A 26,511-nucleotide genomic window follows, 5' to 3' on the forward strand; every position below is an offset into this window, starting at 1 on the left:
CCTCCGAAAGAAGTGCCGGGACGCGGGCGGATCTGGCTCGCGTTCTCTGTCGATGAGAGTTCGGCACCGGGTCAGGACCGGATGGGTGAATCTTGAACTTTTTTCTGAGGAGCCTCCGAGGCCGGCGTCCTGGCCCCGATCAGAACTTCCGGGACCCACCCCCACCGCTGCGCCGAGAGCCGCCGCCACCGAAGCTGCGGGAGCCCCCGCCGCCCCGCGAGCCGCCCCGCGAGCCACCGCCGCTGCTGCGCCGCGACGACGAGCTGCTCGACCGCCCTCGCGCGGCACTCGCCGCTGACGCAGCCTGCCGACGACGCCGTGCCTCCGCATCACGACGCTGCTGGGCCTCTCGCTGATCGCGACGGGCACGGGCGCTCGCCTCGTTGGCGCGCTCCTTCGCGGCATCGGCAACGCGTCGCGTCTCGACGAGGTCGTCGGCGACATCGGCCCGCCGCAGGAGGTCGGCGGCCTCTGCCGCGATCGAGCGGGCGGCTGCCCCCACATCGGAGTGCCGGACCTCCTGCTCAGCCTCGGAGAGCGCCGACGCGGCGGCCCGCAGCGCGCGCTGCGCGTCGTCGTACTCTGCGATGACGGCGTCGATCACACTGCGGCCCTGCACCAGGCGATCGTCGAGCTGGTGAGCCTCGGCGTCCAGCTCGAGCAGCGCTGCCTTGGGCTCCCGGGCACGATCGCCCAGCACCTGCGCCTCCACACGCAGCTCCTCGACCGCAGGCACGGCAGGCAGATAGGCGACCGCAGCGGAGTGGGTGTCGATGAGCTCCCCCAGCGCCTCTGCCTGTGCCTCGAGACGCTGCGCGGTCAGGGGCAGCTCGGCCGCCAGCTCACGCAGCTGTGCCTCGAGGGCTCCCGCCGCGGCGGCACTCGCGGCGATGCCGTCGCATGCGGTCTGGGCACGGCCGATCTGCTCGCGTGCGGCGCGAAACTCCTGGGTCCTCATCGAGGAGTTGGTCTCGATGACGGACAGTGCGCCGTCGAGCCGTCGGCGCTCGAGCATGGCAGCGTCGACGCCCTCACGCAGCCCGATCACGCAGGAGGGGTGGTAGTCGCGCTCGAGCGCCTCGGTGGTGACGTAGGCCTCGGCCAGCGCGGCGTCGAGCGTCTCGGCGCGCTGATGGAGCGTCGCGGTGTCCGTGGCCAGATCGGCGCGGTAGTCGTCGAGGCCCTCCAGCCAGGCTCGGTCGGCCGCGAGTGCGGCAGTCCCTGCGACCAGGACGGCGTCGGCGTCTCCGAAGCGGAGCTCCGCGCCGAGGCTCTCGGCCTCGCGAGCTGCCTGCTCAGCCTCGGTGGGCGCGGCATCGAGGCTCCCTGTCATGTATCCCTCCGCACGTCGGCGCCCCAGCAGAGCGTCGACCACGGCGGCCTGCTCCCGCAGGGTCGCCACCCGGCCGGGCAGCTCGGCGCGCAGGGTCTCCAGGGAGCTGACGGCCCGCTCGACCGCCGCGATCGCGGCCCGCGCAGTCGTCAGGGACGCGGTCGTCGCGCGGACCGGTTCGAGTCCGGCGACGGCCTCGTCCGTGCCCAGCTGACTCACCTTGGCGCTGTCATAGCTCGCCGACGCTTCGAGATACCGGGCGGTCGCGTCCGCGATCGAGGCCGTGGCCTCGTCGTGGGCTCGTCGGATCGCATCGACGGCCGAGTCCGACACCGCAGGCAGCGTGGTGACCCGCGCGTCGACGTACTCCTGGCTGTCCTCGAGCTCGACCCAGGCCTGGGCCATCTCGTTGGTCGCCGTCATCAGCTCGGCGCGTGCCTGCTCGCGGGCCTTCAGTCGGCGGCGTACGACGACCCTACCGGCCGCAGCGCCGCCCAGAGCGAGCGTGCCGAGAGGCGCTGCCACCATCCAGCCGTCGACGTCGACGCCTTCACCAGCGCTCGAACCGCCGCCCTGCGTCGTGTCGCCGGTCAGGGGGTTGCGACCGGCTCCCCCGCCGCCCGGCCCAGAGCCCCCTTCGATCCCGGAGCCCCCACCGTTCCCAGGCGCGGTGGCAGCGCGCTCGTAGGCCGCCGCATAGACACCGAGCCCCGCCACCATCCCCTCGGTGTAGGCGCCGTTGCCGAACTGAGGGCCCATCGCGTCGCCCTCAGCGGCATCGTTGACTCGGTCGAAGGCCTTGAGAGCAGCCCCGTCGTAGTGGGAGCCGAGCTCGCGATCCCCGGGCGCGACGGAGACTCCCAGGACGAGCAGCGACTGTCCGCCCCATGGCTCGAAGCCCCAGCCGCCGCAGGTGATGCGCGCATCCTGGAGCGCATCGTAGAGATCGCCGCTGCCCGGGATCCGGTCGTAGGTGATGACCTTGACGACGACGTCGTCTCCGAGCTCGCGGGCGGCCCGGCGGACCTGCCCGGCGTCGAGCACCCCGGCGGCGTCGCTGACCACGCCAGGGCTGCAGATCGTCGGGGCCGCCAGCGAGGTAGCCGGTGCCGCGACGGCTCCGGGGGCGAGCAACAGGGTCACCGCAGCAGCGGGTCCCGCCAGAAGGGTCGCCAGGGATGAGCGCATGGCAGACATAGTGCCGCTCTGCGGACGGATTGGGGCGCAAGCGCGACCTACTCGTCGGTCATGTAGGCCCCACCGATGAACCGGCCTGCCGCGAACAGGCTGGCCAGGACGACCAGGGACACGAGCACGAGCGGCGGCAGGGTGTCGTCGAAGCCCTCAACCGTCATCAGCACCATCGCCGCCACGATGCTCGTCCCCATCAGGACGGAGAAGACCAGAAGGGGCCCCACGAAGAACTGCCCGGCAGGGTTGCCCCGCAACGTCTGGTAGCCCGCCAGGATGAACGCCGGCAGCAGCACGGACAGATCGATGACGTGGACCGGGTTCACCCAAAGGCCGGCATCGATCAGGCTCTGCGGCGGCTGACCCGACAGCGTCGCGGGGATCAGCTCGCTCAGCCAGAGCAGCGAGAAGGCCACGCCGATGGCGATGGAGGTGTATCCGGCGAGCCGGCGGTGGCGAGCCGGAGGGTAGCCCTCATGCCTCGCGCGCAGTCCGTTCACCGTCAGCATCACCGCGTAGGCGCTCAGCCCCAGCACCGCGACATAGACCAGGAACAGCGCAGTGAAGTGGACCGCCATCGCATAGACGATGAAGGCGTAGACGAGGTAGATCAGCGTGCCGAGCCATACCATCGCCGCACGCTGCGACCCTCGGGAGCAGGCACGGCCGCTCACCAGCAGGACGACCACAGCGATCAGGTTGCCGATGTCCTGACCCTTGGCCTGGGTGGCCCAGTTCTCGGTCTCCTCGCCGTACACGCGAGAGTCCACCAGGCCCAACACGCTCGTTGCGGTCACCAGCACCGAGATCGCGAGAGACCACACCAGGAACGACCTCGATGCCTGCGTGCTCATGCTCGCCCGTCCGTCGTGACTCCCGGTCACACGACGCTACCGTGAGAGCACCGGAGCTGGAGGCCGAATGCGCCGGCTGGCACCGCGGGCCGCCAGCCTGACTCTGAGGCGCGCTACCTTGGGGGTGCCCGTTCCCACGGCCGATCCTGAGGATGACCCCCATGGTGCGCATGGCTCCACGCACGGTCGTGCTCCACGGCCACGAACTCTCCTACGTCGACAGCGGCGCCGGGCCGGTGGTGCTCTTCATCCACGGGATCCTCGGCTCCCAGCGGCAATGGACCCATCTGGTCGACGACATGGACGACGACCACCGGGTGCTGATCCCTGATCTCTTCGGTCACGGCGACTCGGCGAAGCCGCTCGGCGACTACTCGCTCAGCGCGCACGCGGCTGCCATGCGCGACCTGATGGACCACCTCGAGATCGAGCGGGTCACGCTGGTCGGCCATTCGCTCGGGGGCGGCATCGCCATGCAGTTCTTCTACCTCTTCCCCGAGCGGGTCGACCGGTTGGTCCTGGTCGCCAGCGGCGGTCTGGGACGCGAGGTGAACCTGATCCTGCGCTCCGCCACGCTGCCCCTCGCAGAGCAGGTGCTCAGCATCGCCGCTTCCGCGCCGGTGCTCTCCCGGGTCGAGGCGCTGGGCCGCGGGGCGTCGAAGGTCGGGTGGCGACCCGGGGCGGACGTCGGCGCGATCTGGCGCGGGTTCAGCTCGCTCGGAGATCGCGAGAGTCGCCGGGCCTTCCTCGCCACCACCCGCGCCGTCATCGACATCGGTGGCCAGAGCATCAGCGCCCACGACCACCTCGAGAGCGTGCTGCCGATCCCGACGCTGATCGTCTGGGGATCCAAGGACCGGATGATCCCGGCCTGGCATGCCCTCAGCGCGCAGCGCGCGGTCCCCGACTGTCGCGTCGAGCTGTTCGAGGGCGCGGGCCACTTCCCCCACCTCGAGGACCCCGACCGCTTCGCGCGCGTGCTGCGCGACTTCATCGCCTCGGGCAACGCAGGAGAGCAGCCGACCGCGGCCGAGGGCTGACATGCTGCGGTGCCAGACCAGGTGCTCGGGCCACCGCTGGGCAGGATCGGGATGGTCACGGCCGTCCTGACGGCTCAGCCTCGCAGGCCGTCCCGCAGCTCGGTCAGCGCCCGCTCCAGGTCGACGGTCGGGCGCCATCCCCAGCGCCGGGCACGGCCGGCGAGGATCTGCCCGGTCCACGCCGGTCCGTCCTCCCACACCGGGTCCACGCCGAGCGCCTCCCCCACCGCGCCGTAGTAGTCCCGCTGGGTCGCGGGCCCGCTCGCCACGTTGACCGGCGTGCACGCACCGGCGACCGGGCCGCTGTCCGGATCGGCGGAGGTGGCGACGGCGCCCGTCGCCACGTCCGCGGCCAGCGCCGCCAGGTCGTCGACGTGGACCCAGGCGAAGGTCCCCTCCGGCACGGTGTGCCGCTGGGACTCGTCGTCGCGGATGGCTCTGGGACGCTTCGAGTTCCACACCGACGTCTCGCCGGCGCCGAGGATCGCCGGCGGCCGCAGCAGCACCCGGGTCATCGCGTCGAGCTCGGCCCGCCCGGCCAGCTCGGCGTCGAGGTCCCGCTTGATCACCGGATAGTCGCCGGCGTCGTCGGGCGCGAGGTCCGCACGCTCGTCGACGTCCTGATCACCCGGCCGACGGTCGTAGACAGCGGCGGTCGAGAGGTGCACCAGCCGATCCACCCCGGCCTGCGCGGCTGCCGCGGCGACGACCAGTGTGCCGGTGTGCCCGACCTCGCGCTGGGTCGCGCCGTCCCCGCCCAACGGATGCACCGTCGTCACCAGCGTGTCCGCCCCGGCCACCACCTCTGCTGCGAAGGCGGGATCCGCGAAGTCGCCGACCCACTCCTCGATCCCGGGGAGCACGGGCGCACTTCCCGCACGACGTACGACGGCACGCACCGTCGCACCGCGCTCGCTGAGGGCCGCGCAGATCCGGCTCCCCACCAGGCCGTTGGCTCCGGTGACGACGACGACCGGGAGGGGCGGCTTGTTCGAAGAGGTCATGTCACTACCCTGCCAGTCAGACCGGTCAGGCGACCTCGAGGCGCATCATCGTCCCTACCAGCGTCGCGCAGTGCACCTCCCGGTCGCCGGTGACCGCGAGGACATCGCCCTGGCACACGGTGACGGTGCGCCCGGCCCGCACCACCCGCCCGCGCGCGACGAGCAGGTCCCCCTTCGCAGGGGCGAGCAGGTTGACCTTGAACTCGACCGAGACCACCTCGGATCCCGGCGGCATCAACGTCAACGCGGCGTAGCCGCACGCGGTGTCAGCCACGGCTGCTGACACCGCCCCGTGGAACCACCCCTGCTGCTGGGTCACCGCCGGACCGAACGGCACCTCGACGTCGACCCCACCGGGATCGACGCGCGCCAGCCGTGCACCGAACAGCTTCATCAAGCCCTGTCGTGCGAACGAGGAGCGTACGGCGGTCACGTAGTCCGCATTGCGAGGAGTCAGGTCGGCCATGGCTCCATCCTCTCGTCCGACCGGGCCGGGCCCCTCACCAGCATCCCGGCCGGGCGCAGCTGTTCGAGACGGCATCCCAGGTAGCGTCCGGGGGTGCCCGAATCTCGCCGATCCAGTGCTCGTCGACGCAGCGCGTCGCAGCGACGTCGCGGGACGCCGCAGCCGCTGCTGCCGTCGCCGACCGGGCCGGGCGAGCGGCTGTGGGTGCTCGACGTCCCCTACGGGACCCAGATCGACGGTGCTGCCTGGCACCCGGCGGTGAGGACCCACCTGTTCGTCGGGCGCGCTCTGCCCCCGCACCTCGCTCCCTACGCCCCCGGGCCCCACACACTGGGTCGGTTCATCGAGAACTCGCTGAACCCCGACGACCCCACGCCCGCCCCCGAGCCGACGGGGGAGCTTGAGCCCCGCAAGATCCAGTTCGAAGCAGCCGACGCGATCGCCGATCGTGCCATCGCGGGCGGTCGTCAGTTCCTCCTGGCCGACGAGCCCGGTGTGGGCAAGACGATCTCGGCCGTCCTCGGAGCGACGGCTGTGGGCGACCTCCGCGGCGCACGCCGGGTGCTGGTCGTGGCCGACCGGCCCGCGGCGATCACCATCGGCCACTGGTGCCGCACCATCACGGCGCTGGGTGACGGGGGGCTGGAATGGGTCGTGATCACCTGGGACAGGCTCGAGAAGGTCACGGACCACACGTGGGACGTGATCATCGCCGACGAGGCCCACGCGCTGCGACGTACGACGACGAAGCGGTGGAAGCTCTGGGCGAGGGTCTCGGGGCACGGGCGCCCGCACGACAAGGCGCCGTTCGTGATCGCCACGACCGCGACGCCCGGCCACACTCCGCTCGAGCTGCCCTACCTGGCCCCCGCCTATGCGCAGGTTCTCGGCGAGCCCATGCGGGAGTGGACCTCGGCGGCCCAGCCCGGGACCTCGTTCGCCACCGCGCTCGAACGCCACGGCGTCGGGGTGGAGCACGGCCGCTACGGGGCCGCCTGGACCACCGATCCCGGACAGCGCGCAGCGGATCTCAAGCTGGTGCGCGGGTGGCTCGCCGACGAGCGACCTCCTGCGATGCTGCACCGCGCCGCGCCGTGGGGGCCGGTGCCTATCTCAGGGATGCCGGTGACGCTCACGCCCACGGAGCGGACCGCCTATGAGGCCGAGTGGGGAGAGTTCTGTCGGGAGATGGACATCGCGCGACGCGGCCGCAACGTGGCGAAGGGCCGGGCCGCGCTGCTGCGCTTCCGGCAGAAGGCCGGGTTGATCCGGGTCGACTCGACGGTCGCGTGGATCGCCCAGCAGGTCCAGGCCGAGCGCCAGGTGGCGTGCTCGGTCGAGTTCGTCACGACCGCCGCCGACCCCATCGTCGACCGACTGCGTGACGCCGGCATCGACGTGGCCACGATCTATGGCCGCGACCGGTTCGACGTCGAGGCCGAGCGGCTGAGGTTCCAGACCGGACACGCGAAGGTCTGCGTCTTCACCACGGTCGCCTCGATCAGCCTGCACGCCGGTGAGACCCTCCCCGACGGCCGCCGGGCGAGCACCGAGCCGCGGGTCGGCATCTTCCACCAGGCCCGCTTCTCGGGCATCGCCGCGCGGCAGGTGACCGGTCGCACCCACCGCGATCACCAGGTCTCGCCGTGGCACATCGCCTATGCCGAGGGCACGGTCGAGGAGCAGGTCGGCAAGGTGATGGTGGAGCGGATCGCCGCGGCCTCCGACGCGGTGGGAAGCGACACCACCGGCCTCGCCGACCTCGCGGAGCTCCTCGGGGCCGACTGGCTGCCGCCTGCGGCGATGACAGCGGACGGGCCAGCGGCCGGGACCTGACCAGAGCTCAGGTGCGGCGCATCTCGTCAGCGCCGGGGCTCACGTGCTGCCGTCCGGCTGGTCGTTGTTCTTCTGCGCCCCCCAGCCGTGGACGCGGTCGATCTCGATCAGGGCGCTCACGCGTGCGCGATCACGCTGGGCGTAGGGCCCACCCGTGTAGTGGGTGGACAGGGCGTCGATGTCCGAGAGCCCCTCGTCGTCGTAGATCTCCACGACGCGACCGATGAGCGTGACGTGCGTGTACCACGACGCCTCGTCGATCACCGTGAGCGAGACCCGCGGGTCCCTGCGCAGGTGGTCGAGTCGTTTGCGCCCCTCGTCCATGTTGACGAGGACGCGGTCCCCGCGCAGGAGGTACCACGTGGCGGCCGAGACCGGCTGACCGTCGGAGCGGACGGTCGCGATCACGGCCGGGTTCGGCTTCTCGAGCATCTGCCGAGCCGAGTCGGTCAGGGACGTGGGAGGCATCAGGGTCTCCGTTCATCGAGGGGGCGGGACAATAGTGGGTACCCGGACCGGAACCTCGCCTATCCTCCGGAGCCTGACGGGAAGGCGATCTCGCCGCACGGGGCTCGGCCGGCACCCCCCTGCCGGCGCGGCCACGGTGACAGGATCAGGTCATGACCGACGCCGAGCACCTCGACACGATCGCGTCGTGGCTGGCGCTCGAGGACCCCGAGCCCGAGCACGTGGACCTGATGCTGCTCTTCGGCGGGTCGCTGCCGAGCGGGTGGGACCACGCTGCCGCCGCGCTGCTCGCGGGACGTGTGGGCACGCTGATGCTGGTCGGGGGCCAGGGCCACACCAGCCATGCGCTCCGCAGGATCGTCGGAGACGAGGGCGACAGCCTCGAGGCCGACCTGATGGCCGCACACCTGCGCGACGAGCACGGGATCGACCGGGTGCTGCTGGAGCGGCACTCCACCAACTGCGGCAACAATGTCACGCTCGCCCGCGACCTCGCTCACCGTCATGGCCTGCGTCCGCGCACGGTCGCCCTCGTGCAGGAGTCGACGATGCAGCGTCGCATGGATGCGGTGTTCCGGCTGGAGTGGCCGGAGGCGGTGCCGATCAACCGCCCGGCGCCTGATGGGCGCGGCACCTGGCCGCGCGATCGCTGGATCTCACTGGTGATGGGCGAGGTGCCGCGCTTGCGCGACGACGAGCACGGCTACGGACCACGGGGCCGCGGCTTCATCGCTCACGTCGACGTGCCCGACGAGGTCGAGGCGGCGTACACCGCGCTGCTCGACGCGCACCCGGAGTGGGGACGCCCGGCCTTGGCGGGATAGGCGTCTCCGGCAGAGCAGCGCGTGCTGACGAGTAGGACCGATAGGCGCACTATCAGTGCGCCGGGTGCGCCCGGACCCGGTCGAGCGCACTGAGGGTGACGGCGCGGTGCTCGGGACGGACGACGTCCACGAGATCCGCCAGGACCCGATGCAGGCGCTCGACGACGCGGGGTGCGTCGCCGCCGTAGTGGAGCAGCTCGGCGACGGAGTCCTCCATCAACCGCGCATATCGTTGCGGCCGGTAGACCGCGACCACCTCCCGGTCGGCCACCAGGTAGGGCGACGGGTCGCGCTCCGTGCCCATGGCGCGCAGGACCACGTGGAGCTCGTTGACTGCCTGGATGGCGGTGGTGGGGTCGTTGACCCCCGGAGAGAGCGCCCGGTCGGCGATGTCGAGGAGTTGGCGCACCCCGAACCCGGCGTCCGTGCCGACATCGCGCTCGCGCGAGAGGCCGACGACGGCACACAAGCGCTCACGCGCGTGATCGGCGATCTCGGCGCCCCAGACCCGGCCGAGCACCTGTCCCGCGACGATGTGGTCCCCGGGCGTCACGTCGAGCTCCACGACAGCGTCCAGCTCCCGGGCCGTCTTCACCAGGTGCGCCCGGTCCAGCGTGGTGAGGTATCCGCAGCGCAGGTCGTTGCGGAACTCCACGCTCGGAGTGCCGGGGCGAGGCGACCAGGTCGCGGTGGCGGACTCAGGAGCGAGCTGACGGGCGGCGGTGATCGTGCGCTGCCGCACGTCGGCCATCACGTGGGAGACCTGCACGGAGGTGGTGATGTGGTGGATGAAGGCCAGGAACATCGCCACGGCCACGACCACGTAGACATACGAGACGGTGACGGCCAGCTGCGGCACCAGGCCGTCCTCCCCACCGCGTACGGCGCGCAGCACCGTGAGCGCGTAGAGGAACGAGCCCGTGAAGCACCCGAGCGTCAGCTGCACCACCCGACTCTCCAGGAACGAGCGCAGGATGCGCGGGGAGAACTGGCTGCTGGCGAGCTGCAGCACCACGATCGTGATGGAGAAGACCAGCCCTGTCACCGAGATCATCGCTCCGGCGATGGCCCCGAGCACGCTGCGCGCCCCGTCCACACCGCCCTGGAACACCCAGTTGGGGGTGTTCTCCGCCCAGGCATCGACCGCCGGCAGCAGCAGGCCGAGGGCGAGCGACAGACCGGCGATGATCATCGGCAGCGTCCAGAAGCGGCGCCACAGGGCATCCCACCAGCTGAGGCGCGACACGTCCGGCCACCCCGTCCTCACGAGGACTCACCGCCCCCCACAGCGGCCAGCAGCCGTGGTCCACCCTCCACGACGACGACGTCCGCGCCCGTCTTGACGCCCGCCTCCGCCAGGGCGCGGAGCACGGCTCCCACCACCTCGTGCTGGGCGAGCTTGGTCTCCATCTGCCGTGCTCCGGACCAGAATCGGAGGTCCATCCGCACGGTCGCCGATCCGACCTCCTGCAGCAAGGCCTGCGGGGGTGGCTCCGCGGCCACCGCCGGGACCCCGACCATCGCCTCGTACGCCGTCCGGACGGCTTGGCCCAGGTCGGCACTGTCGTCGATGTCGAGGCCGATGGTCGAGCGCACCTGCTCGTAGCCCGTCTGGACCGTGACGATCTCCGAGTGCACGACCGAGTTGGGGATCAGCACGAGCCGACCGTCGTACGTCCGCACGGCCGTGCTGGTGAGCGTGACGCCCGTGACCGTGCCGGCCACGTCGCGGACCGCGATCTGGTCGTCCACCCGGAACTTGTCGCGCGCGAGGATCACGATGCCGGCGAACATGTTGCCCAGAACCGTCTGGAAGGCGATGCCCGCCGCGATGGACAGCACCCCGATCCCACCCAGCGCGTTCACCGGCCGGACGCTGGGGAAGATCACGGTCAGCGCTGCGGCGAACGACAGGAGCAACACCAGCCATCGCGTGAGCGCCGAGAACATCGTGCTGGCACTGGGCGAGCGCCCGCGCCACAGCAGGATCCTGTGCGTCAGCCAGCCGGCGAGGCGAGCCAGCAGATACCCGGCGAGCAGCGCCACCAGACCCAGACCCACGCCCTCCCACGTGATCGGCGGCAGCTGGAGGGCGTCCTCCGGCGCGTCGGAAAGCAGTGCTGATCCGGTTCTCATCCCCCGATGCTGCCACCCCGCCCCCGTCGATGCCGAGCGGTGGCGACCGCCGAGCGTTCTTCAGCCGTTCCCTCCCCCGACGCAACCTTCTGCGCCCGGCCGTCGTCAGGTGGAGTACGAAAGGGGTGCCCGATGGCCTTCTCCACCACGAAGCAAGCGCAGGACGCACCGACGTTCGACGAGTACGCCGTCTCCGCCTGGCCGTGGCTCTACCGGTGCTCCTACCTGCTCACCGGCCAGCACGCGGACGCCGAGGACCTCGCCCAGCAGACGCTGCTCCAGGCCTACCGCTCCTGGGCGAAGGTGAGCCGCGCCGACCAGCCGGCAGCCTATCTGCGGCGGATGATGACGAACCTCTTCATCTCCCAGCACCGTCCCCGGGGCCGTCGGCTGGAGCTGCTCACCGACGCTCCTCCCGAGCCTCGCTCGGGGGCGGGCCCCGGTCCCGAGGACCGGCTGCTGCTGTGGCCGCACATCGCATCCCTGCCCCCGCGGCAGCGGGCCGTGATCGTGCTGCGCTACTACGAGCAGCTCAGCGAGCGCGAGATCGCCGAGACCCTCGGCTGCTCCACCGGCACGGTCAAGTCCACGGCGCATCGTGCGCTCCACAGCCTGCGCGCCGCCATCGGCTCCGAGGCACACGACGCAGAGGAGGCCTGAGATGACCATGGAACTCGAGGAGACCCTGGCCCGTGAGCTGCGTGAGGTGGCCGACGGCATCCAGGTGCCGCCGATGCCGGCGCTCGCCCCCGTCGAGACCAGGTCCCGCGCCGCCCGGACCTGGCAGCCGCTGCTGGTCGCCGCCTCCGTAGCCCTGATCGTCGGTCTGGTGGCGCTCACCTTGGGTCGGGGCGACGACAGCACGCCCCAGCCCGCCCCCTCCCCGACCGTCACGTCCTCCGACAAGGGCGGAAGCGTCTCCAACGCCACCCCGACGGTCGCCTACATCCTCGGCCCACGACTGTTCGTCGACGGCGATCAGGTGCCGGGCGCCTGGTCGTTCGTCGAGTCCCGCGGCGACGTCTGGCTGGGCCAGAAGTCCGAGGGCTCCTGGTGGTGGTCCAACGGAACGAGCGCCGAGCCCATGCGAATCGACGCCCAGATCGACCAGCCCCCGGCGATCTCGCCGAACGGGGGCTATGTCGGGTACGTCGACGTGAGCGGCGGCGAGGCCACGCTGACCGGGTTCGACACCCAGCCGGCGGGCGAGGGCTTCGGCCCCGCGCCGATCGAGAACCTGCCGGTCTCGGAGGACGGTGTCCCGATCCGGGTCCGCGCCGTGACCGACGAGGGCGACGTGATCGTCCAGGGCACGCGCACCAGCCTGATGTGGCGCGCACTCTTCCAGGACCAGCGGACCGTCGTGGACCTGACCGGGACGGCCTCCGACCAGGTCATTCTGGAGGGGACGCCCGTCGGCCTCGTGGTCGTCGACGGAGCCGACGGTGCGACCGACGCGACCAGCACCGCGCCGTACCTCGCCGACATCTCGGTCGACGGAGAGCTCACCCCCCAGGGCGAGCTGCCGACGTACAGCGACATCTCCTTCAGCCCCGAGGGCAGCTGGCTGGTCCGGGCGCCCGCCGGCACCCTCGGGGGCGAGGTCGACTCGCTGTCGAGCCTGACCACCCAGCCCGTCGGCGGCACCGAGGAGACCATCCTGACGCCCCCGGAGGGCTGGGTCTTCTCGACCAGCACCTGGACCTGGGAGGACGAGGACACGCTGATCACGGTCCTGCTGCCGGAGGACCGTCGCGAGCAGCTCGAAGTCCTGAGTCGTTGCAGCATCGGCCTCGCCACCTGTAGCGCTCTCGGCGACGAGACGCCCGGCGCAGAGCCGCAGACCTTCACCGCCGCGGAGACCCTGGACGCCGTGATCGAGGCGGTCGTCGCCGGCGAGCGTTCCGGCCTCGCGGACGAGACCGTGGTCGACGACGGGCTGTGGAACGAGCTGGCCGGCTTCGCCGACGGCGCGGGCGGGTCGGGCTCGACCTGTCGCGACAACGGCGAGGGCACCCAGGACTGCGAGATCAGCTTCGACGCGGCCCCGGACACCGTCTACTACGCGATCCTGGAGCCCGCGCAGAACGGGTACGGCTGGCGCGTCACCTACGTCGGCATCGGCGGGGCCTGACCGGGGGGCGAAGACGGACCGATCCTGACCGCAATCCGCCCTAGGGTCGATGCCGTGACGACGAACGCCCGCGACATCGCCCGGTGGCGCCTGCACGGCCAGCACCTCGCAGCACCCCACGCAGCCTCTGCCCTAGCGGTCATCCGGGACCTCCTGGCCGTCCAGGCCGAGAACCCCGGTCAGGCCGCGCGGGCCGTGGCCGCGCGGACCGCCCGGCCCGACGCCGCCGACCTCGCCGCCCTGCTCGACGCCGGCGAGGTGGTCCGCACCCACGTGCTCCGCCCGACGTGGCACTTCGTGTCGGCCACCGACATCGGCTGGTTGCTCGAGCTGACGGCACCGCGTCTTCGCCCGATCTTCCTCACGCAGCTCACCGACGAGCTCGGCTGGGACGCACCCACGCTCGAGCGAGCGGTCACGTCGCTGACCGACAGCCTCGCCGCGAGGCCCGGCCTCACCCGTGAGCAGGTCAAGGTCGCGCTGGCCGGGCGCGGCGTCGCCGTCTCCGGGCGCGGGCTGATGCTGCTGCTCGGCCTCGCCGAGATGGACCGCCTCGTGTGCAGCGGTCCCCCTCTGGACGGAGTCCACACCTACGCGCTCTTCGCCGACCGGGTGCCGTTCACCCCCTCACCCGGCCGGGACGAGGCACTCGCCGAGCTGGCCCGGCGCTACTTCACCGGCCACGGCCCCGCGACCGAGCGCGACCTCGCCTACTGGGCGACGCTGACACTGAGCGACGTACGCCGCGGGCTCGAGCAGGTCCGCCACCGGCTGGCGTCGTTCGAGCACGAGGGCCGCACGTTCTGGCACGCCCCCGACACGGCAGCGCCGAGCACCGCCTCCGAGCCTGCCGGGCACCTGCTACAGATCCTCGACGAGACCTACCGCGGCTATCAGGACAGCCGGATGGTGATCGACGCCGAGGGCATCGCCCCGCGCGGCCGGGAGACCGCGATCGGGATGGCCGTCATCGATGCTCAGCTGGTCGGGCAGATGAAGCGGACGGTCGGGGCCGGCGTCCGCTTCGAGGTCAGCCCCTACCGGGCACTGCGACCCGGCGAGGTCGCTGCACTCGAGGACGCAGCCATCCGGTACGGCGAGTTCCTGGGGCTCGAGCCCGAGCTGCGGATCCGGCGGTAGCGCCGCCCTCCGGTTCTAGACGGAATCCTCGAGCCGGCCAGCCAGCTCCGCCGCGGCAGCGCGCAGCGGCTCCGGGCCGACGAGCGTGAACGGCGCGTCGAAGCGAGCGCCGGCACACCGGCCCACGACCACGACCACGACCACGACCCCACGACGATCCGCGACGAGTGCTCGGAGAGCGCCTCGAGCACTCCGTCGCCGATCCACGGCGCTACATCGCGGGCCGCGAGCTCGCGGTGAGGAAGGCTGGGGCGTCCGGTCCGGGCAGCTCACGTGGTGTGAACCTCGCGCCCGTCGGGGTGCGTGGCGACATCCGATCGATCCGGAAGCTGCGCCAGTCCTCCCGGTCGAGGTCCCACGCCACCAGGCACCAGCGCCCCCTGCGGGCGACGAGCGCGTGCGGCTCGGTGCGGCGCGCGGGCTCCTCGCCGTCGCCGTACTCGCCGTCGCCGTGGGCGCCACGATCGTCGAGCCGCTGGCCGCCTCGGCCTGGGCACCGGGCTTCGGCATGCTCACCGACCGGTTCGGCGTGACCTGGGTCCTCGACGTGGCGGCGCCGTACGGCGGGTGACTCACGGAGGTGGCTCCTAGGCGCGCAGGACCTTCTCCATCGCCTTGCCCTTGGCCAGCTCGTCGACCAGCTTGTCGAGGTAGCGGATCTTCTGCATCAGCGGGTCCTCGACCTCCTCGACGCGGACGCCGCACACGAGCCCCGTGATGAGGGTCGCGTGGGGGTTCAGCCGGGCGCTCGCGAAGAAGTCCTCGAACGTCGTGCCCGCGGCCAGGTGGTCGTCCAGCTCCGACTCGTCGAAGCCGGTCAGCCACGTGATCACCTGGTCGAGCTCGGCCTTCGTGCGGCCCTTCCGCTCCACCTTGTTCACGTAGTGGGGATAGACCGAGGCGAAGCTCATCGTGAAGATCCGGCTCATGCTGGCGAGGGTAGCCCGGGCTTGCCGGCCTCGGCATAGGAGCGCACCGTCGAGATGTTGAGCGGGAAGTCGATCGCGAGCTCACGGAAGAGCAGCGCTCCGGCGGAGGCGGCCGCTGCCGCTGCCTGCTCGGCGACCGCGTCGGCCAGAGCGATCGGCGTGTGCACGACGACCTCGTCGTGGAGGAAGAACACCAGGTGCGGCCGAGCCACCAGCGGGCCGCCCTCCCCCAGCTCCCAGAGCCGGTTGCGCAGGTCGGCGAGCCAGCACAGCGCCCACTCGGCGCCGGTGCCCTGCACGACGAAGTTGCGCGTGAAGCGGCCGTGCGCGCGCCGGAGTCGAGCGTCGGCCTCAAGGTCCGGCGGCGGCTGGTCGGGGTCCCGGTCGAACGCATCGCCCACGCTCGGCGAGCCACGTCCCAGCAGCGTGCGCACGACGTCGCCCCGCTCGCCAGCGCGGGCCGCCTCCTCGACGAGTCCGAAGGCGGCGGGATAGCGCTTGGTGAGGCCGGCGACCATCCGACCGCTCTCGCCGCTGGTGGCGCCGTACATCGCACCGAGCAAGCCGAGCTTGGCGTCGTTGCGGCTCGCGACGGCGCCGTCGTCGACCATCCCCTGGTAGAGGTCGGCCCCGCGGGCCGAACGCGCCAGTGCGCGGTCGCCGCTCATCCCGGCGAGCACGCGCGGCTCGAGCTGGGCGACGTCCGCGACGACGAAGGTCCAGCCCTCGTCAGCCACCGCGGCGGGCCGCACCTGGACCGGGAACGACAGTGCCCCTCCCCCGTTGGACGACCAGCGGCCGGTCGCCGAGCCCGCCGGTTGGTACGACGGGTGGAACCGGCCGTCGCGCACCCACTGGTCGATCCAGGTCCAACCGTTGGTCTGGAACAGGTGCGCCAGCTGCTTGTAGCGCAGCAGCGGGGCGATCCCGGGATGCTCGAGCGCGCGCAAGGTGGAGGCTCGGGTGTCGCTCACGTCGAGCCCGGCCCGCCGCAGCGCGGCCAGGAGCTCGGGGCGCGAGTCGGGGTTGAGGCCGGGCGCGTTGAAGGCGACGCGCACCTCGGCCACCAGCCCCTCGAGCCGCTGCGGGCGCGCTCCGCGCGGCGGCCGCGGCCCGAGCTGCTCGGCCAGGAGCCGCTCGTGGATGTCGACGCGCCACGGGACGCCGGCGTGCGTCATCTCCGCCGCGACGAGGGCGCCCGCCGACTCGGCCGCCAGCAGCAGCCGGAGCCGCGACGCCTCCGGCGAGGCCGCCACGGCGGCCAGCTGCCGAGCATCCTCCAGATCGGCACGCAGGTGCTCGGCGATGTCGTCGATCGAGAACAGCACCGGTTCCGACGCCGTGCTCGGCCCGAGGCGGTGCCAGTGCTCCGACTGCGCGCCCTCGAGCCATTGGGCGTCGACGGCCGGCGCCCGCTGCAGAAGCTGGTGCCCCAGACGCAGGTCGTGACAGCGCTGGATCCGCACCCCGGCCGCCAGCAGCGGCGGGTACCACCGCGCGGTGTCGTCCCACACCCAGCGCGGACCCTGAGCCTCGCGCGCCTCGACGTACGCCGGCAGGTCGGCCAACGTCAGCTCCTGCTCCGCGTCGCCCTCGACGACCAGCACACGCTCGCCCGGCAGGCGCGAGAGCGAGACCCTGGACATGCGCACACCCTGACATGCCGGGCCGACAACGAGTCCTACCGGCGCCCCACCCGCAGCTCGACCGTCAGCACGTGCCCCAGCTCGATGCCCGCGGCCCGGCGCACCCTGTCCTTCAGCGGAAGCAGGTAGCGGCCGTCCTTGGGGAACAGCGCGGTCGTGAACTCGGTGTCGTCGATGCACACCACGACCGGCACCTGCCCCCAGTACTCCACGCCCTGGGCGGCGAACTTGATGTCGGCGCTCTCCTCCTCCGGGATGTCCACGAAGTAGTACGGCGCAGGACCACGCCACTCGACGACCGGCCCGTCGAACTCGAAGTCCATGGCGCTCATCGGGCGAGTATCCGGCGGTGAGCCCGGCCGGGCAACCGCACCGCCCGCACTCAGTGACTGCCCTTGAGCACCATCCGCATGATGCGCGTGTTGAACACCGCGAACCGGGTCAGCTGGAAGGGGATGCTGCGTCGTCGCCGCAGCGTGGCGGCGGTGGGCAGCGGCGCCTTGGTCAGGTCGGCGACCGGTTGCCGGCCGTGGCCCTGCGCGTCGCGGGACGGTGAGCTCGAGTTGGTCATGGCCTCACTCCGGGATCAGGAACCAGCCAGGGTGGCCCTTGGCCTTGTAGATGAAGAGGTGGTGCAGCATCAGCTTGACCCAGTGCCCGCTGAGCCCGATCTCGCCGCGGGTGTCCTGGAGGCTGCGCCCGGTGGGATAGCGGCTGTAGTCGGGAACGACCGGCATCATCGTCATCGCGGCCGCCGAGCCGGTCCGCATGTTGGCGCCGGCGGAGGCGACGCAGGCCGCACCCATGTCGGCCATCGACGCCCGGTGGGGCTGCGCGGACTGGCCGCTGCGGATCCGGTCGACGATCGTCAGTGCCGCGGTCTTGCCCATCACTCCCGAGGGCATGCCGGTGCGCGGCGGCGAGGGCGCGATCACGGTGCCGTTGACGCTCTTGCGGGGCCGCGAGATCGGGTGCGGCGGCGCGAAGGCGATGCCGACGGCGAAGATGTTCTCGTGGCCCGGCACCTGGTAGGTCTGCGGCCAGTCGGCCGCCCGCCACTCGTCGTACGGCCGGGCGGTGTAGTCGGCGTCGACCTTCATGAACCCGCTCGGCGCGAACAGCTGTCCGGTGATGTCCTCACCCTGGCGGTCGTACGCCGCGAGGCCGACGCCGCCGAACGGCGGCAGCAGCATCGCGAAGTCGAAGGCCAGGCTGTGCGAGGTCCCGTCGAGCGTCTCGTAGACGACCAGCCCCTCGTGGACTCGCTCGACGTGCGCGCCCAGGATCGGCAGGACGTCGCGCTCCCGGAACAACGAGGCCGTCCAGAGCTCGCTGGAGGTCTGGAAGCCTTGGTCCTCGAAGGTCATCCCGTCAACCCCGAAGTCGCCGAGGTCGGCCTCGTTGGTGAGGTAGTAGAGCGTGGCGAGGTCGCGCACGCCGGCGTCGCGCAGCACGTGGTCGACGTTGAAGACGTATTCGAACGCCGCGCCCTCGCAGGTGCAGGTGCCGTGGCCCATGCCGACGACGAGGGTCTGCTCCTGGCCGGCCTTCAGCCGCTGCACCACCTTGTCGAGCTCGCGCGCGGCCTCGATCGCGTGGTCTGCGGTGCAGACCGAGAGCGAGTAGCCGTCGGGGCCGAGCCCTTCGGTGGCCTCGAAGCGGAGCCGAGGACCGGTGGCGTTGATCAGGTAGTCGTAGCGCAGCCGCTCCTCGCGGCCGGCCTTGCCCTGGCCGGTGTAGACGATGTCGACGGCCCCGCGTCGGTCGTAGACATCACCGTCGGGTCGAACGGCGACCGCCTTGGCCTGGCGGAAGTCGATGCCCTTCCTGCGATAGACGGGCTCGAGGGGGAAGACGACGTCCTTCTTCCCCATCTTGCCCACGCCCACCCAGATGTTGGACGGGATCCAGTTCCACTGGGCGTTCGGCGAGGCGACCGTGACGGTGTGCTCGACACCCAGCGTCTTGCGACCCAGCAGCCGGGACAGGTGGAGAGCAGCAGTGTGTCCGGAGACCCCGGCGCCGAGTACGACGATGTCGGTCATGGCGACCCTTTCGAGGGCAGGATTCCTTCCCTTCTACCGCTGCCCCCGGACGCGCGATAGGGCCGTCGGACCCGACCTGGTGGCCTACTCGGCGAGCCGGGGCCGTGCCAGCGGCGGATGGAGCTGCTCCGCGCTGCCGCGGCGGTAGAGCAGCGCCGGCCGGCCGCCGTCGCGACTCGTACTGCCGCCCGTGGGCTCGAGGAAGTCGGGCGTCTTGGTCGCCTTGCGGTGGAAGTTGCGCGCGTCGAGCTCGGCCCCCCACACGATCTCGTAGACCCGGCGCAGCTCGGCGACGGTGAACTCGGTCGGGCAGAACGCCGTCGCCAGCGCGGAGTACTCGATCTTGGCCCGAGCCCGCTCGACCCCGTCCGCCAGGATCTCTGCGTGGTCGAAGGCCAGCTCTCCCTCGCGCAGCAGGTCCTCGACCGGCCGCCAGCCGGCCGCGTCGGCGTCCGAGCCGGCCTCGGGCGAGGGCAGGTCGGGTGCCAGCGCCAGATGAGCGACGCTGACCACTCGCATCCGAGGATCCCGGTCCGGTGCGCCGTACGTCCGCAGCTGCTCGACGTGGACGACGTCGGGCGCCAGCCCGGTCTCCTCCATCAGCTCGCGGGCGGCAGCGGTGTGCAGGTCCTCGTCGGGCTTCACGAAGCCGCCGGGCAGGGCCCACTGTCCCTGGAACGGCTCCTCCCCCCGTCGTACGACGAGCACGTGCAGGCGGTCGCCGCGGATCGTCAGGACCACGAGGTCGACGGTGACAGCGAGCGCCGGATAGGCGGACGGGTCAAAGCTCATGGGGCCACGATAGCCGCTTCGCGTCGAGTTGACGAGAAGTAGTCGACGGACTTATCGTCATTTCGACGACAACCCATCGAACCCCGAGGTGATCCCCGTGGCAGACATCGCCCGCTACCCGCTCGTTCGCCACCTGCGTGGCACGCCGACCATGTTCGTGCAGCACGTGCGCAACGGCCGCACCGTGCACGCGGGCGTCGGATCCGCGTTCTGGTTCCGCCCGCTGAGCGCGGTCCTCTCGGAGGTCCCGGTCGACGACCGTGAGCTGCCCCTGCTGTTCCACGCCCGGACGGCCGACTTCCAGGACGTCACCGTGCAGGCGACGGTGACCTTCCGGGTCGTCGACCCGGTCCTGGTGTCGGGGCGCATCGACTTCTCGATCGACCCCGAGACCGGCCAGTGGCGCAGCACTCCCCTCGACCAGGTCGCGGGCCTGCTGGCGCAGACCGCTCAGCAGTACGCCCTCGACCTGATCGCCGGCGTCGACCTGACCACCACCCTCAGAGGGGGCGTCACTCCGGTTCGCGAGGCGATCGCCGCGGGCCTGCACCAGGACGGCCGCCTCGCCGAGACCGGGATCGCGGTGATCGGCGCGCGCGTGGTCGCGATCCGTCCCGAGCCCGAGGTCGAGCGGGCGCTGCAGACACCGACGCGCGAGCAGGTCCAGCAGGACGCCGACAAGGCGACCTTCGAGCGACGCGCGGTCGCCGTCGAGCGCGAGCGCGCCATCGGCGAGAACGAGCTGCAGACCCAGATCGAGCTGGCCCGCCGCGAGGAGCAGCTGGTCGCGCAGCGGGGTGCGAACGCCCAGCGCGAGGCCCAGGAGGCCGCGGCCGCGGGGGCGATCGCCACCGACGCGGAGGCGGAGCGCGCCGAGCGTCTGGCCGAGGCCCACGCCAGCGCGATCCGGGTGACCGGCGTGGCCGAGGGCGAGGCGGAGACCGCCCGACTCGCGGCGTACCGCGACCTGCCGGAGGCGGTGCTGCTGGGCCTGGCGGTCAAGGAGCTCGCCGCCAACCTTCCCCACATCGAGTCGCTCGTGCTCACCCCCGACCTGCTCGCCCCTGTCCTGGCGCGTCTGGGCACCGGCCCGAAGGAGGCCTGATGGCCGCCCTGGCCCCCCGCGTCGTCCTGGTCCACCGGCGCACCGAGCTCGAGGAGCTCACCGCCCGGCACGGGACCCGCGGCCAGGTCGCGTTCTTCCTCAAGGGCCGTGGCCGCGACCTCGACGAGCTCGAGCAGCGGCAGGCGGCCGACCGGTCCGCGATCGAGACCGTCACCGGGGCGATCCCGGTGGACTGGCGGCGCGGCAGCGTCGAGCGCGCGGACCTCGACCGGTTCCTGTTCGCCCCCGACGACATCGTCGTGGTGGTCGGCCAGGACGGCCTGGTCGCGAACGTCGCGAAGTACCTCGACGGCCAGCCCGTCCTCGGGGTCAACCCCGAGCCGGACCGCAACCCGGGCGTGCTCGTCGCGACGGCGCCTGGGGACGCCGCTCCTCTGCTCCACGGCGAGGGCACCGTCGAGCACCGCACGATGGTCGAGGCGCGCACGGACGACGGCCAGCGGCTGCTCGCCCTCAACGAGATCTACCTCGGCCACCCCAGCCACCAGACGGCGCGCTACCGCCTCGCCGCCCCCGGCGCGGCGGCCGAGCGCCAGGCGTCGTCGGGGCTGATCGTCGCGACCGGCACGGGCTCGACCGGCTGGTGCCGGTCGGCCTGGCTCGAGCGCCGGAGCTCCCTGGCCCTGCCGGGACCCACCGAGCGGCGGCTGGCGTGGTTCGTCCGCGAGGCCTGGCCCTCCCCGAGCACGGGTGTGGGATGCACCGAGGGCGAGCTGCACGACGCCGGCCCGGCCGCCGCGCTCACGATCGAGGTCGAGACCGACGGCCTGGTCGCGTTCGGAGACGGCATCGAGTCCGACCGGTTGACGCTCAGCTGGGGCCAGAGCATCCGGATCGGCGTGGCGCAGCGACGGCTCGCACTAGTGTCCTGATCCCCTCATGGCCGAGTCGGCGCGAACGCACACCCCAGACCCGCCGAGTCGGCGCGAACGCACACTTCCCGATGTGCACTTGCGCCGACTCAGCGGGTTCTGAGCGTGCACTTGCGCCGACTCAGCCCGCTCCCTGGTCGAAGACCCTCCGCAACGAAGCGCGTGCGGCCGCGCGCACAGCCTCGCTCAGCGCCTCGAGCGCCGGGCTCTCCAGCCGCCAGCGCTGCCAGTGCAGGGCGACCGTGACCGGCTTGCCCCCGGGCAACCGGACGAGTTCGCCGGCCTCGACGGCCGGCGTGAGCTGCGGGTCCGGGACCATGCCCCACCCCAGTCCGCACCGCACCGCCTCGAGGAAGTCGGCGCTGCTCGGCACCCGGTGCACCACCGCCGGCCGAGCCACCTTGTGGGCAGCGAGGACCCCGTCCTGCAGCGAGTCCTTCTCGTTGAACACCACCACCGGGATCGACGACCAGTCCACGCCCCGCCCCTTGCGGTGGAGATCCAGGAGGTCAGGCGTCGCCGCCGGCCAGTAGCGCAGACCGCCCAGCCTCTCGACCCGACACCCCTGCACCGGGTCCGCCTCGAGGGTGACCGCCCCCAGCGCCTCACCCCGTCGCAGCAGGTCGAGCGAGAACGACTCGTCCTCCACGTGCAGCCTCAACGCCGTACCCGGCCGGGCCGCGACCGCCGCCAGCACCGGCCGGAACCACGTCGCCAGCGAGTCCGCGTTGACCGCCACCGCCAGCTCCACGACGTCGTCATCGCCCAGCGTCGCCGCGGCCTCGGCACCGAGCAACCGCATCTGCCGGGCGAGCCGCACCAGCGGAGCACCGGCGTCGGTCACCTCGGCCGGCGAGGTCCGTCGGACGACCACCTGACCGGCCGAGCGCTCCAGCGCCCGGACCCGCTGGCTGATCGCACTCGGCGTCAGGTGGAGGCGCCGCGCGGCCCCCTCGAAGGAGCCCTCCTCCGCGATCACCATCAGTGTCTCGAGCTGGGCGGGGTCGAAGCGCATGCGTCCAGTGAAGCACTGCTTCATCAGGTGGAGAATCATTTGCTGGTCTTCACCTTCCGTCGCCCCTACCGTCGACTGCGTGCTTCAGCCTCTCCTCGCCGGCTTCCTCACCGGCGGCTCCCTCATCGTCGCGATCGGCGCGCAGAACGCCTACGTCCTGCGCCAAGGTCTGCTCCGCCACCACGTCGTCGCGGTGGTGGCGATCTGCGCCGTCTCGGACGCCGTCCTCATCGTCGCCGGCGTCAGCGGCATGGGCGCCGTCGTCGACAACGCGGCCTGGATCATCGACGTCTTCCGCTGGCTCGGCGGGGCGTTCCTGCTCTGGTACGCCGCGGGCTCGATCCGCCGCGCCCTCCGACCCGAGTCACTCCACGCCGGCGGCACGAACGCTGCCCGCGCCGAGCCACGTCGTACCGTCGTGGGGCGCGCCGTGGCTCTCACCTGGCTCAACCCCCACGTCTACCTCGACACCGTGCTGCTCGTGGGGTCGATCGCGGCCACCTACAGCGTTCGCGACACGGGAGCGGTCGACGGTCGCTGGCTGTTCGCGATCGGCGCCGTGACGGCGAGCATCACCTGGTTCGCCGGGCTCGGCTTCGGCGCCCGAGGTCTGGCGCCGCTGCTGTCGCGGCCCCGCGCCTGGCAGGTCCTCGAGCTGGTCATCGCCGCCACGATGATCCTGGTCGCTGCGAAGCTCGCGCGCGGGTAGCCCTCACGGTGCGATGCTGGCTCGCATGGAGACGGACCTGGTGGTCGAGGCGGAGGACGCCACCCTCCCGGCAACGCTCACACTCCCCCGCGGCCGCGCCCGCGCCGGCCTCGTCGTGCTGCACGGCGCAGCGGCCGGGGAGCGCTCCTACTTCCTCTACACGCACCTCACGCAGTTGCTGACCCGGGAGGGCGTCGCGGTCCTCCGCTACGACCGTCGCCCCTCCCCCGACGGCCACGACGTGCCGCTGCACGTCCAAGCGGCGGACGCGCTCGCGGCCGCACGGCGGCTGCGGAGGGAGCTCGACGGGGTCCCCATCGGGCTGTGGGCCTTCAGCCAGGGAGCATGGGCCGCGACGCTCGCGGCCGCGACCGAGCCGGAGCGCGTGGCGTTCCTGGTGACCGTGTCGTGCTGCGGCGTCACGCCCGCGGAGCAGATGCGCGTGGCCTGCTCCGCGCAGCTGCTCCAGCACGGGTACGACGAGCACGACGTCGCCGACATGCTCGCCGTACGGCTCCTGCTCGAGCACTACCTCCGCACGGGCGAGGGACCGGAGGCCACCCGCGAGCGACTCGCATGGGCCGCGACCCGGCCCTGGTCCCCCCATGCCTACCTGCCCCCGACGCTCCCGAGCCCCGGGTCCTGGCGGGACCTCGACTTCGATCCCCTCCCCGTGCTGATGCGGCTGACCTGCCCGGTGCTCGCGTTCTACGGCGAGAGCGACGAGTGGATGCCACTCGAGGCGAGCATCGCGGCATGGCGCCTCGCCCGAGCCCAGGGGGCGCTCACCGACCTCGAGGTCGTGCGGCTGGACGGCGCCGGCCACCTGCCGACCGTCGGCGGCCGGCCGGACACCGCGGTCACCCCCGCCTACAGCGAGACGCTCGTCCGCTGGCTCAGCTCGATCCCCTGAGGGTGCTCCGCGAGCGCCTCCAGCACCGCGCCCGCCTCCCACGCCTGCCCCGGAGCGACGGCTCCCGCCGCGAGCCCGCGCCCCTCGAGCAGCCGCGCCACCCCCTCGACCAGGAGCGGCGCGGTGACGGCGTAGATGTCGCGCCCGGACGCAGAGAGCCGACGCTGCCAGGAGCCGCGTCGTACGGCGACGTCGACGACGAAGCGCTGGCCCGAGCGGCCGTAGTCGTCCTCGGCCGTCGGCGCCGGCGTGGCCGGGTCGCGCAGGTCCGCGAGGGCACCGGTGGTGAGCCAGGAGCGCAGCTCGCCGACCGCCAGGTGCCGGTCGATCGTGATCACCTCGGAGAACGGCAGCTGCACCACCTCACGCTCCCCGAACGGCGCATCGAACGCCCACACCTCGACGGGGGCAGGGTCCGCCAGCGGCGCCAGCCGCCCCGCTCGGATGACCTGACGCGGCGCGGTGTTGCGCGCCCTGGTGGCCCGGGTGCCGGCGGTGGGCCACCAGTGGTCCAGGGCGATGGCCACGTCGACCTCGTCGGCGCCCGGCTGAGCGTGGGAGGGGGCCTCTGCGAGCGCGGTCGTGACCAGCAGGTCCGCCAGACCGCCGTAGAACGCCATCGCCGGCACCACGGCGACGCCTGCCTCCCGGGCCGGTCCGTCGAGCTCGCGGTAGAGCATCTCGACGGCCGGCTGCTCGGCCGTCACATCCAGGTAGTGCGCCCCGCCCGCGACCGCCGCCAGCGCGAGGGGTTCGGCGGTGTCGAGGAAGGGGCCCGCGCAGTTGATGACCGCAGCCACGTCCTCGACGCTCCGGCGCAACAGCTCGGGGTCGTCGAGCCCCAGCACCCGCCGCTCCAGGTCGGGACCCCCCACCCTCGCCAGCCTCTCGGCGCTACGCCCGGCGAGCACCGGCGTCAGACCCCGCCGCACCAGCTCGTCGACCACGAAGCGCCCGGTGTGCCCATTGGCGCCGTACACAAGGACTCGCTCTGTCTTCGTCATGGGACGATCGTCGGATCCGTCGAGGGTCTGCCGCGAGTGTCCGAAACGACCTGATGCGTACAGTTTCGGACATGCGCCGGGTGGTCCTCGTCCTTCATGACACCGCGATGCTCTACGAGACCGCGATCGCCGCGGAGATCTTCGGGGTCGACCGCTCCGACCTCTCCCCCGGCGGCGTCTGGCACGACCTCGTGGTCGCCACCGCCGACGGTCGGCCGCACCCGTGGCTGGCGACGACGCCCACCTCGTCGTACGACGCGATCGCCACCGCCGACCTGGTCGTCGTGTCCTCCGTCGACGACACCGAGGCCCCGCCGGACCCCGCTCTGCTCGAGGCTTTGCGCGCCGGGCACCGGGCGGGTGCTCGGATCGCGTCGCTGTGCACCGGGTCCTTCGTGCTGGCGGCGGCCGGGCTGCTCGACGGCCGCGTCGCGACGACCCACTGGATGCACGCCGACGAACTCGCCCGGCGCTACCCGGCCGTCCAGGTGCGCTCCGACGTGCTCTACATCGACGAGGGCGACCTGCTGACCTCGGCCGGCAAGACTGCCGCTCTCGACCTCTGCATCCACCTGGTACGACGCGACCTCGGCGCCGCGGCGGCCAACGGGCTGGCCCGCCGCCTGGTGGTCCCCGCGCACCGGGACGGTGGGCAGGCCCAGTACATCGCAGCGCCGCCGGCACCGCGCGGCTCCGACGGCCTGGCTCCGACGCTGGAGTGGGCGCGCGCCCGGCTGGACCAGCCCGTCACCGTGGCCGACCTCGCGCGCCATGCCGGACTCAGCACCCGCCAGCTCGCCCGCCGGATGCAGACCGAGCTGCAGGCCGGACCGCTCGAGTGGCTGCACCACCAGCGCATCGTTCGCGCGCAGGAGCTGCTCGAGCGCACCGACGCCTCCATCGAGCAGGTGGCCGACAGCTGCGGGATGGGGACCGCCGCCACGCTGCGCCGCCACTTCCACCGAGCCCTCGGGGTGAGCCCGACCGCCTATCGCGCGACGTTCCGGCTGCGGTGAGCCCAGCGATGGTCCTGG

General features: G+C 72.2%; 28 protein-coding genes and 1 pseudogene. 12 read left to right on the forward strand and 17 right to left on the reverse strand.

Features of this window, described 5'->3' with window-relative positions; translation table 11 throughout:
• Positions 1 to 139: 139 nt before the first annotated feature.
• Both ACYU7L_RS17565 and ACYU7L_RS17570 read right to left on the reverse strand, forming a co-directional pair.
• Positions 140 to 2,521, reverse strand: coding sequence for a coiled-coil domain-containing protein (locus tag ACYU7L_RS17565; RefSeq protein ID WP_460799335.1), 2,382 nt, complete (start codon positions 2,519 to 2,521; stop codon positions 140 to 142).
• A gap of 47 nt (positions 2,522 to 2,568) precedes the next feature.
• Positions 2,569 to 3,378, reverse strand: a complete 810-nt coding sequence (locus ACYU7L_RS17570) for a hypothetical protein (protein WP_460799338.1) — start codon at positions 3,376 to 3,378, stop codon at positions 2,569 to 2,571.
• Positions 3,379 to 3,539: 161 nt separating this feature from the next.
• Between ACYU7L_RS17570 and ACYU7L_RS17575 the strand changes: the two genes are divergently transcribed.
• Positions 3,540 to 4,418 (forward strand): alpha/beta fold hydrolase, encoded by an 879-nt coding sequence (locus tag ACYU7L_RS17575; protein WP_460799341.1) that lies wholly within the window; start codon positions 3,540 to 3,542, stop codon positions 4,416 to 4,418.
• 74 nt (positions 4,419 to 4,492) lie between these two features.
• On the opposite strand, the gene ACYU7L_RS17580 is transcribed toward ACYU7L_RS17575, so the two are convergent.
• Both ACYU7L_RS17580 and ACYU7L_RS17585 read right to left on the reverse strand, forming a co-directional pair.
• Positions 4,493 to 5,422 carry an NAD-dependent epimerase/dehydratase family protein gene (locus ACYU7L_RS17580; RefSeq protein WP_460799343.1) on the reverse strand — a complete coding sequence of 310 codons (930 nt, stop codon included), beginning with the start codon at positions 5,420 to 5,422 and terminating at the stop codon, positions 4,493 to 4,495.
• 25 nt (positions 5,423 to 5,447) lie between these two features.
• The gene (locus ACYU7L_RS17585) at positions 5,448 to 5,888 is read right to left on the reverse strand and encodes a PaaI family thioesterase (protein WP_460799346.1); all 441 of its coding nucleotides are present in this window, start codon (positions 5,886 to 5,888) and stop codon (positions 5,448 to 5,450) included.
• 93 nt (positions 5,889 to 5,981) lie between these two features.
• Here ACYU7L_RS17585 and ACYU7L_RS17590 point away from each other — a divergent pair, with 93 nt between their 5' ends.
• Positions 5,982 to 7,724: a DEAD/DEAH box helicase gene (locus tag ACYU7L_RS17590; RefSeq protein WP_460799348.1), complete on the forward strand. Its 1,743-nt coding sequence runs from the start codon at positions 5,982 to 5,984 to the stop codon at positions 7,722 to 7,724.
• Between the two features lie 39 nt (positions 7,725 to 7,763).
• Here the strand turns inward: ACYU7L_RS17590 and ACYU7L_RS17595 are convergent, their stop codons facing one another.
• Positions 7,764 to 8,192 carry a PPOX class F420-dependent oxidoreductase gene (locus tag ACYU7L_RS17595; RefSeq protein ID WP_460799350.1) on the reverse strand — a complete coding sequence of 143 codons (429 nt, stop codon included), beginning with the start codon at positions 8,190 to 8,192 and terminating at the stop codon, positions 7,764 to 7,766.
• Between the two features lie 152 nt (positions 8,193 to 8,344).
• On the opposite strand from ACYU7L_RS17595, the gene ACYU7L_RS17600 reads away from it, so the two are divergent.
• Positions 8,345 to 9,016, forward strand: a complete 672-nt coding sequence (locus ACYU7L_RS17600) for a YdcF family protein (protein ID WP_460799352.1) — start codon at positions 8,345 to 8,347, stop codon at positions 9,014 to 9,016.
• Positions 9,017 to 9,068: 52 nt separating this feature from the next.
• On the opposite strand, the gene ACYU7L_RS17605 is transcribed toward ACYU7L_RS17600, so the two are convergent.
• Both ACYU7L_RS17605 and ACYU7L_RS17610 read right to left on the reverse strand, forming a co-directional pair.
• Positions 9,069 to 10,262, reverse strand: coding sequence for a DUF2254 domain-containing protein (locus ACYU7L_RS17605; RefSeq protein ID WP_460799355.1), 1,194 nt, complete (start codon positions 10,260 to 10,262; stop codon positions 9,069 to 9,071).
• A gap of 17 nt (positions 10,263 to 10,279) precedes the next feature.
• Positions 10,280 to 11,152 (reverse strand): mechanosensitive ion channel family protein, encoded by an 873-nt coding sequence (locus ACYU7L_RS17610; RefSeq protein WP_460799357.1) that lies wholly within the window; start codon positions 11,150 to 11,152, stop codon positions 10,280 to 10,282.
• A 132-nt stretch (positions 11,153 to 11,284) separates the two neighbouring features.
• On the opposite strand from ACYU7L_RS17610, the gene ACYU7L_RS17615 reads away from it, so the two are divergent.
• The 3 genes from ACYU7L_RS17615 to ACYU7L_RS17625 are packed head-to-tail and all read left to right on the forward strand — an operon-like array spanning position 11,285 to position 14,426.
• Positions 11,285 to 11,812 (forward strand): SigE family RNA polymerase sigma factor, encoded by a 528-nt coding sequence (locus ACYU7L_RS17615; RefSeq protein ID WP_460799360.1) that lies wholly within the window; start codon positions 11,285 to 11,287, stop codon positions 11,810 to 11,812.
• Position 11,813: 1 nt separating this feature from the next.
• Positions 11,814 to 13,286: a hypothetical protein gene (locus tag ACYU7L_RS17620; RefSeq protein WP_460799364.1), complete on the forward strand. Its 1,473-nt coding sequence runs from the start codon at positions 11,814 to 11,816 to the stop codon at positions 13,284 to 13,286.
• A 54-nt stretch (positions 13,287 to 13,340) separates the two neighbouring features.
• Positions 13,341 to 14,426 carry a winged helix DNA-binding domain-containing protein gene (locus ACYU7L_RS17625; RefSeq protein WP_460799367.1) on the forward strand — a complete coding sequence of 362 codons (1,086 nt, stop codon included), beginning with the start codon at positions 13,341 to 13,343 and terminating at the stop codon, positions 14,424 to 14,426.
• 15 nt (positions 14,427 to 14,441) lie between these two features.
• Here ACYU7L_RS17625 and ACYU7L_RS17630 read toward each other — a convergent pair whose 3' ends face one another.
• Together ACYU7L_RS17630 and ACYU7L_RS17635 are read right to left on the reverse strand one after the other, a co-directional pair.
• Positions 14,442 to 14,570: a hypothetical protein gene (locus tag ACYU7L_RS17630; RefSeq protein WP_460799369.1), complete on the reverse strand. Its 129-nt coding sequence runs from the start codon at positions 14,568 to 14,570 to the stop codon at positions 14,442 to 14,444.
• Between the two features lie 67 nt (positions 14,571 to 14,637).
• Positions 14,638 to 14,799, reverse strand: a pseudogene (locus tag ACYU7L_RS17635) (WYL domain-containing protein); the annotation flags it as partial.
• 24 nt (positions 14,800 to 14,823) lie between these two features.
• On the opposite strand from ACYU7L_RS17635, the gene ACYU7L_RS17640 reads away from it, so the two are divergent.
• Positions 14,824 to 14,997, forward strand: coding sequence for a hypothetical protein (locus ACYU7L_RS17640; protein WP_460799373.1), 174 nt, complete (start codon positions 14,824 to 14,826; stop codon positions 14,995 to 14,997).
• Positions 14,998 to 15,013: 16 nt separating this feature from the next.
• Here ACYU7L_RS17640 and ACYU7L_RS17645 read toward each other — a convergent pair whose 3' ends face one another.
• The 6 genes from ACYU7L_RS17645 to ACYU7L_RS17670 form a co-directional block, all read right to left on the reverse strand.
• Positions 15,014 to 15,355 carry a DUF2200 domain-containing protein gene (locus ACYU7L_RS17645; protein ID WP_460799376.1) on the reverse strand — a complete coding sequence of 114 codons (342 nt, stop codon included), beginning with the start codon at positions 15,353 to 15,355 and terminating at the stop codon, positions 15,014 to 15,016.
• Positions 15,352 to 17,001: a bifunctional 3'-5' exonuclease/DNA polymerase gene (locus ACYU7L_RS17650; RefSeq protein ID WP_460799379.1), complete on the reverse strand. Its 1,650-nt coding sequence runs from the start codon at positions 16,999 to 17,001 to the stop codon at positions 15,352 to 15,354. Before ACYU7L_RS17650 ends, ACYU7L_RS17645 begins: the two co-directional genes overlap by 4 nt.
• Before the next feature lie 35 nt (positions 17,002 to 17,036).
• Positions 17,037 to 17,333: a DUF1905 domain-containing protein gene (locus ACYU7L_RS17655; protein ID WP_460799381.1), complete on the reverse strand. Its 297-nt coding sequence runs from the start codon at positions 17,331 to 17,333 to the stop codon at positions 17,037 to 17,039.
• Between the two features lie 50 nt (positions 17,334 to 17,383).
• Positions 17,384 to 17,572, reverse strand: a complete 189-nt coding sequence (locus ACYU7L_RS17660) for a hypothetical protein (protein ID WP_460799383.1) — start codon at positions 17,570 to 17,572, stop codon at positions 17,384 to 17,386.
• A 4-nt stretch (positions 17,573 to 17,576) separates the two neighbouring features.
• Positions 17,577 to 19,046, reverse strand: coding sequence for an NAD(P)/FAD-dependent oxidoreductase (locus ACYU7L_RS17665; RefSeq protein WP_460799385.1), 1,470 nt, complete (start codon positions 19,044 to 19,046; stop codon positions 17,577 to 17,579).
• 84 nt (positions 19,047 to 19,130) lie between these two features.
• A complete protein-coding gene (locus ACYU7L_RS17670; RefSeq protein WP_460799388.1) occupies positions 19,131 to 19,838 on the reverse strand; it encodes an NUDIX hydrolase in 708 nt (235 codons plus the stop codon).
• A 97-nt stretch (positions 19,839 to 19,935) separates the two neighbouring features.
• On the opposite strand from ACYU7L_RS17670, the gene ACYU7L_RS17675 reads away from it, so the two are divergent.
• Complete coding sequence (locus ACYU7L_RS17675) at positions 19,936 to 20,943, forward strand: SPFH domain-containing protein (protein WP_460799391.1); 1,008 nt, start codon at positions 19,936 to 19,938, stop codon at positions 20,941 to 20,943.
• Positions 20,943 to 21,836 (forward strand): NAD(+)/NADH kinase, encoded by an 894-nt coding sequence (locus ACYU7L_RS17680; RefSeq protein WP_460799395.1) that lies wholly within the window; start codon positions 20,943 to 20,945, stop codon positions 21,834 to 21,836. The genes ACYU7L_RS17675 and ACYU7L_RS17680 overlap by 1 nt, the downstream gene beginning before the upstream one ends.
• Before the next feature lie 121 nt (positions 21,837 to 21,957).
• Here the strand turns inward: ACYU7L_RS17680 and ACYU7L_RS17685 are convergent, their stop codons facing one another.
• The gene (locus tag ACYU7L_RS17685) at positions 21,958 to 22,851 is read right to left on the reverse strand and encodes a LysR family transcriptional regulator ArgP (protein ID WP_460799397.1); all 894 of its coding nucleotides are present in this window, start codon (positions 22,849 to 22,851) and stop codon (positions 21,958 to 21,960) included.
• Positions 22,852 to 22,930: 79 nt separating this feature from the next.
• Here ACYU7L_RS17685 and ACYU7L_RS17690 point away from each other — a divergent pair, with 79 nt between their 5' ends.
• Both ACYU7L_RS17690 and ACYU7L_RS17695 read left to right on the forward strand, forming a co-directional pair.
• Complete coding sequence (locus ACYU7L_RS17690) at positions 22,931 to 23,560, forward strand: LysE/ArgO family amino acid transporter (protein ID WP_460799399.1); 630 nt, start codon at positions 22,931 to 22,933, stop codon at positions 23,558 to 23,560.
• A gap of 25 nt (positions 23,561 to 23,585) precedes the next feature.
• Complete coding sequence (locus ACYU7L_RS17695) at positions 23,586 to 24,473, forward strand: alpha/beta hydrolase family protein (protein WP_460799404.1); 888 nt, start codon at positions 23,586 to 23,588, stop codon at positions 24,471 to 24,473.
• Here the strand turns inward: ACYU7L_RS17695 and ACYU7L_RS17700 are convergent.
• Entirely contained in the window at positions 24,431 to 25,477 is a 1,047-nt protein-coding gene (locus tag ACYU7L_RS17700; protein ID WP_460799406.1) for a saccharopine dehydrogenase family protein, read from the reverse strand. The genes ACYU7L_RS17695 and ACYU7L_RS17700 overlap by 43 nt on opposite strands.
• A 71-nt stretch (positions 25,478 to 25,548) precedes the next feature.
• On the opposite strand from ACYU7L_RS17700, the gene ACYU7L_RS17705 reads away from it, so the two are divergent.
• The gene (locus tag ACYU7L_RS17705) at positions 25,549 to 26,493 is read left to right on the forward strand and encodes a GlxA family transcriptional regulator (RefSeq protein ID WP_460799409.1); all 945 of its coding nucleotides are present in this window, start codon (positions 25,549 to 25,551) and stop codon (positions 26,491 to 26,493) included.
• Positions 26,494 to 26,511: the final 18 nt, after the last annotated feature.

It is taken from the genome of Nocardioides pacificus, assembly GCF_054775955.1.

Bases quoted from the DNA above. Each gene is read 5' to 3' on its own strand.
- ACYU7L_RS17585 (WP_460799346.1), bottom strand. From the start codon at position 5,888: ATGGCCGACCTGACTCCTCGCAATGCGGACTACGTGACCGCCGTACGC.
- ACYU7L_RS17705 (WP_460799409.1), top strand. From the start codon at position 25,549: ATGCGCCGGGTGGTCCTCGTCCTTCATGACACCGCGATGCTCTACGAG.
- ACYU7L_RS17660 (WP_460799383.1), bottom strand. From the start codon at position 17,572: ATGACCAACTCGAGCTCACCGTCCCGCGACGCGCAGGGCCACGGCCGG.
- ACYU7L_RS17680 (WP_460799395.1), top strand. From the start codon at position 20,943: ATGGCCGCCCTGGCCCCCCGCGTCGTCCTGGTCCACCGGCGCACCGAG.
- ACYU7L_RS17615 (WP_460799360.1), top strand. From the start codon at position 11,285: ATGGCCTTCTCCACCACGAAGCAAGCGCAGGACGCACCGACGTTCGAC.
- ACYU7L_RS17570 (WP_460799338.1), bottom strand. From the start codon at position 3,378: ATGAGCACGCAGGCATCGAGGTCGTTCCTGGTGTGGTCTCTCGCGATC.
- ACYU7L_RS17595 (WP_460799350.1), bottom strand. From the start codon at position 8,192: ATGCCTCCCACGTCCCTGACCGACTCGGCTCGGCAGATGCTCGAGAAG.
- ACYU7L_RS17645 (WP_460799376.1), bottom strand. From the start codon at position 15,355: ATGAGCCGGATCTTCACGATGAGCTTCGCCTCGGTCTATCCCCACTAC.
- ACYU7L_RS17695 (WP_460799404.1), top strand. From the start codon at position 23,586: ATGGAGACGGACCTGGTGGTCGAGGCGGAGGACGCCACCCTCCCGGCA.
- ACYU7L_RS17685 (WP_460799397.1), bottom strand. From the start codon at position 22,851: ATGCGCTTCGACCCCGCCCAGCTCGAGACACTGATGGTGATCGCGGAG.
- ACYU7L_RS17580 (WP_460799343.1), bottom strand. From the start codon at position 5,422: ATGACCTCTTCGAACAAGCCGCCCCTCCCGGTCGTCGTCGTCACCGGA.
- ACYU7L_RS17610 (WP_460799357.1), bottom strand. From the start codon at position 11,152: ATGAGAACCGGATCAGCACTGCTTTCCGACGCGCCGGAGGACGCCCTC.
- ACYU7L_RS17600 (WP_460799352.1), top strand. From the start codon at position 8,345: ATGACCGACGCCGAGCACCTCGACACGATCGCGTCGTGGCTGGCGCTC.
- ACYU7L_RS17670 (WP_460799388.1), bottom strand. From the start codon at position 19,838: ATGAGCTTTGACCCGTCCGCCTATCCGGCGCTCGCTGTCACCGTCGAC.
- ACYU7L_RS17650 (WP_460799379.1), bottom strand. From the start codon at position 17,001: ATGTCCAGGGTCTCGCTCTCGCGCCTGCCGGGCGAGCGTGTGCTGGTC.
- ACYU7L_RS17565 (WP_460799335.1), bottom strand. From the start codon at position 2,521: ATGCGCTCATCCCTGGCGACCCTTCTGGCGGGACCCGCTGCTGCGGTG.
- ACYU7L_RS17655 (WP_460799381.1), bottom strand. From the start codon at position 17,333: ATGAGCGCCATGGACTTCGAGTTCGACGGGCCGGTCGTCGAGTGGCGT.
- ACYU7L_RS17620 (WP_460799364.1), top strand. From the start codon at position 11,814: ATGACCATGGAACTCGAGGAGACCCTGGCCCGTGAGCTGCGTGAGGTG.
- ACYU7L_RS17575 (WP_460799341.1), top strand. From the start codon at position 3,540: ATGGTGCGCATGGCTCCACGCACGGTCGTGCTCCACGGCCACGAACTC.
- ACYU7L_RS17700 (WP_460799406.1), bottom strand. From the start codon at position 25,477: ATGACGAAGACAGAGCGAGTCCTTGTGTACGGCGCCAATGGGCACACC.
- ACYU7L_RS17665 (WP_460799385.1), bottom strand. From the start codon at position 19,046: ATGACCGACATCGTCGTACTCGGCGCCGGGGTCTCCGGACACACTGCT.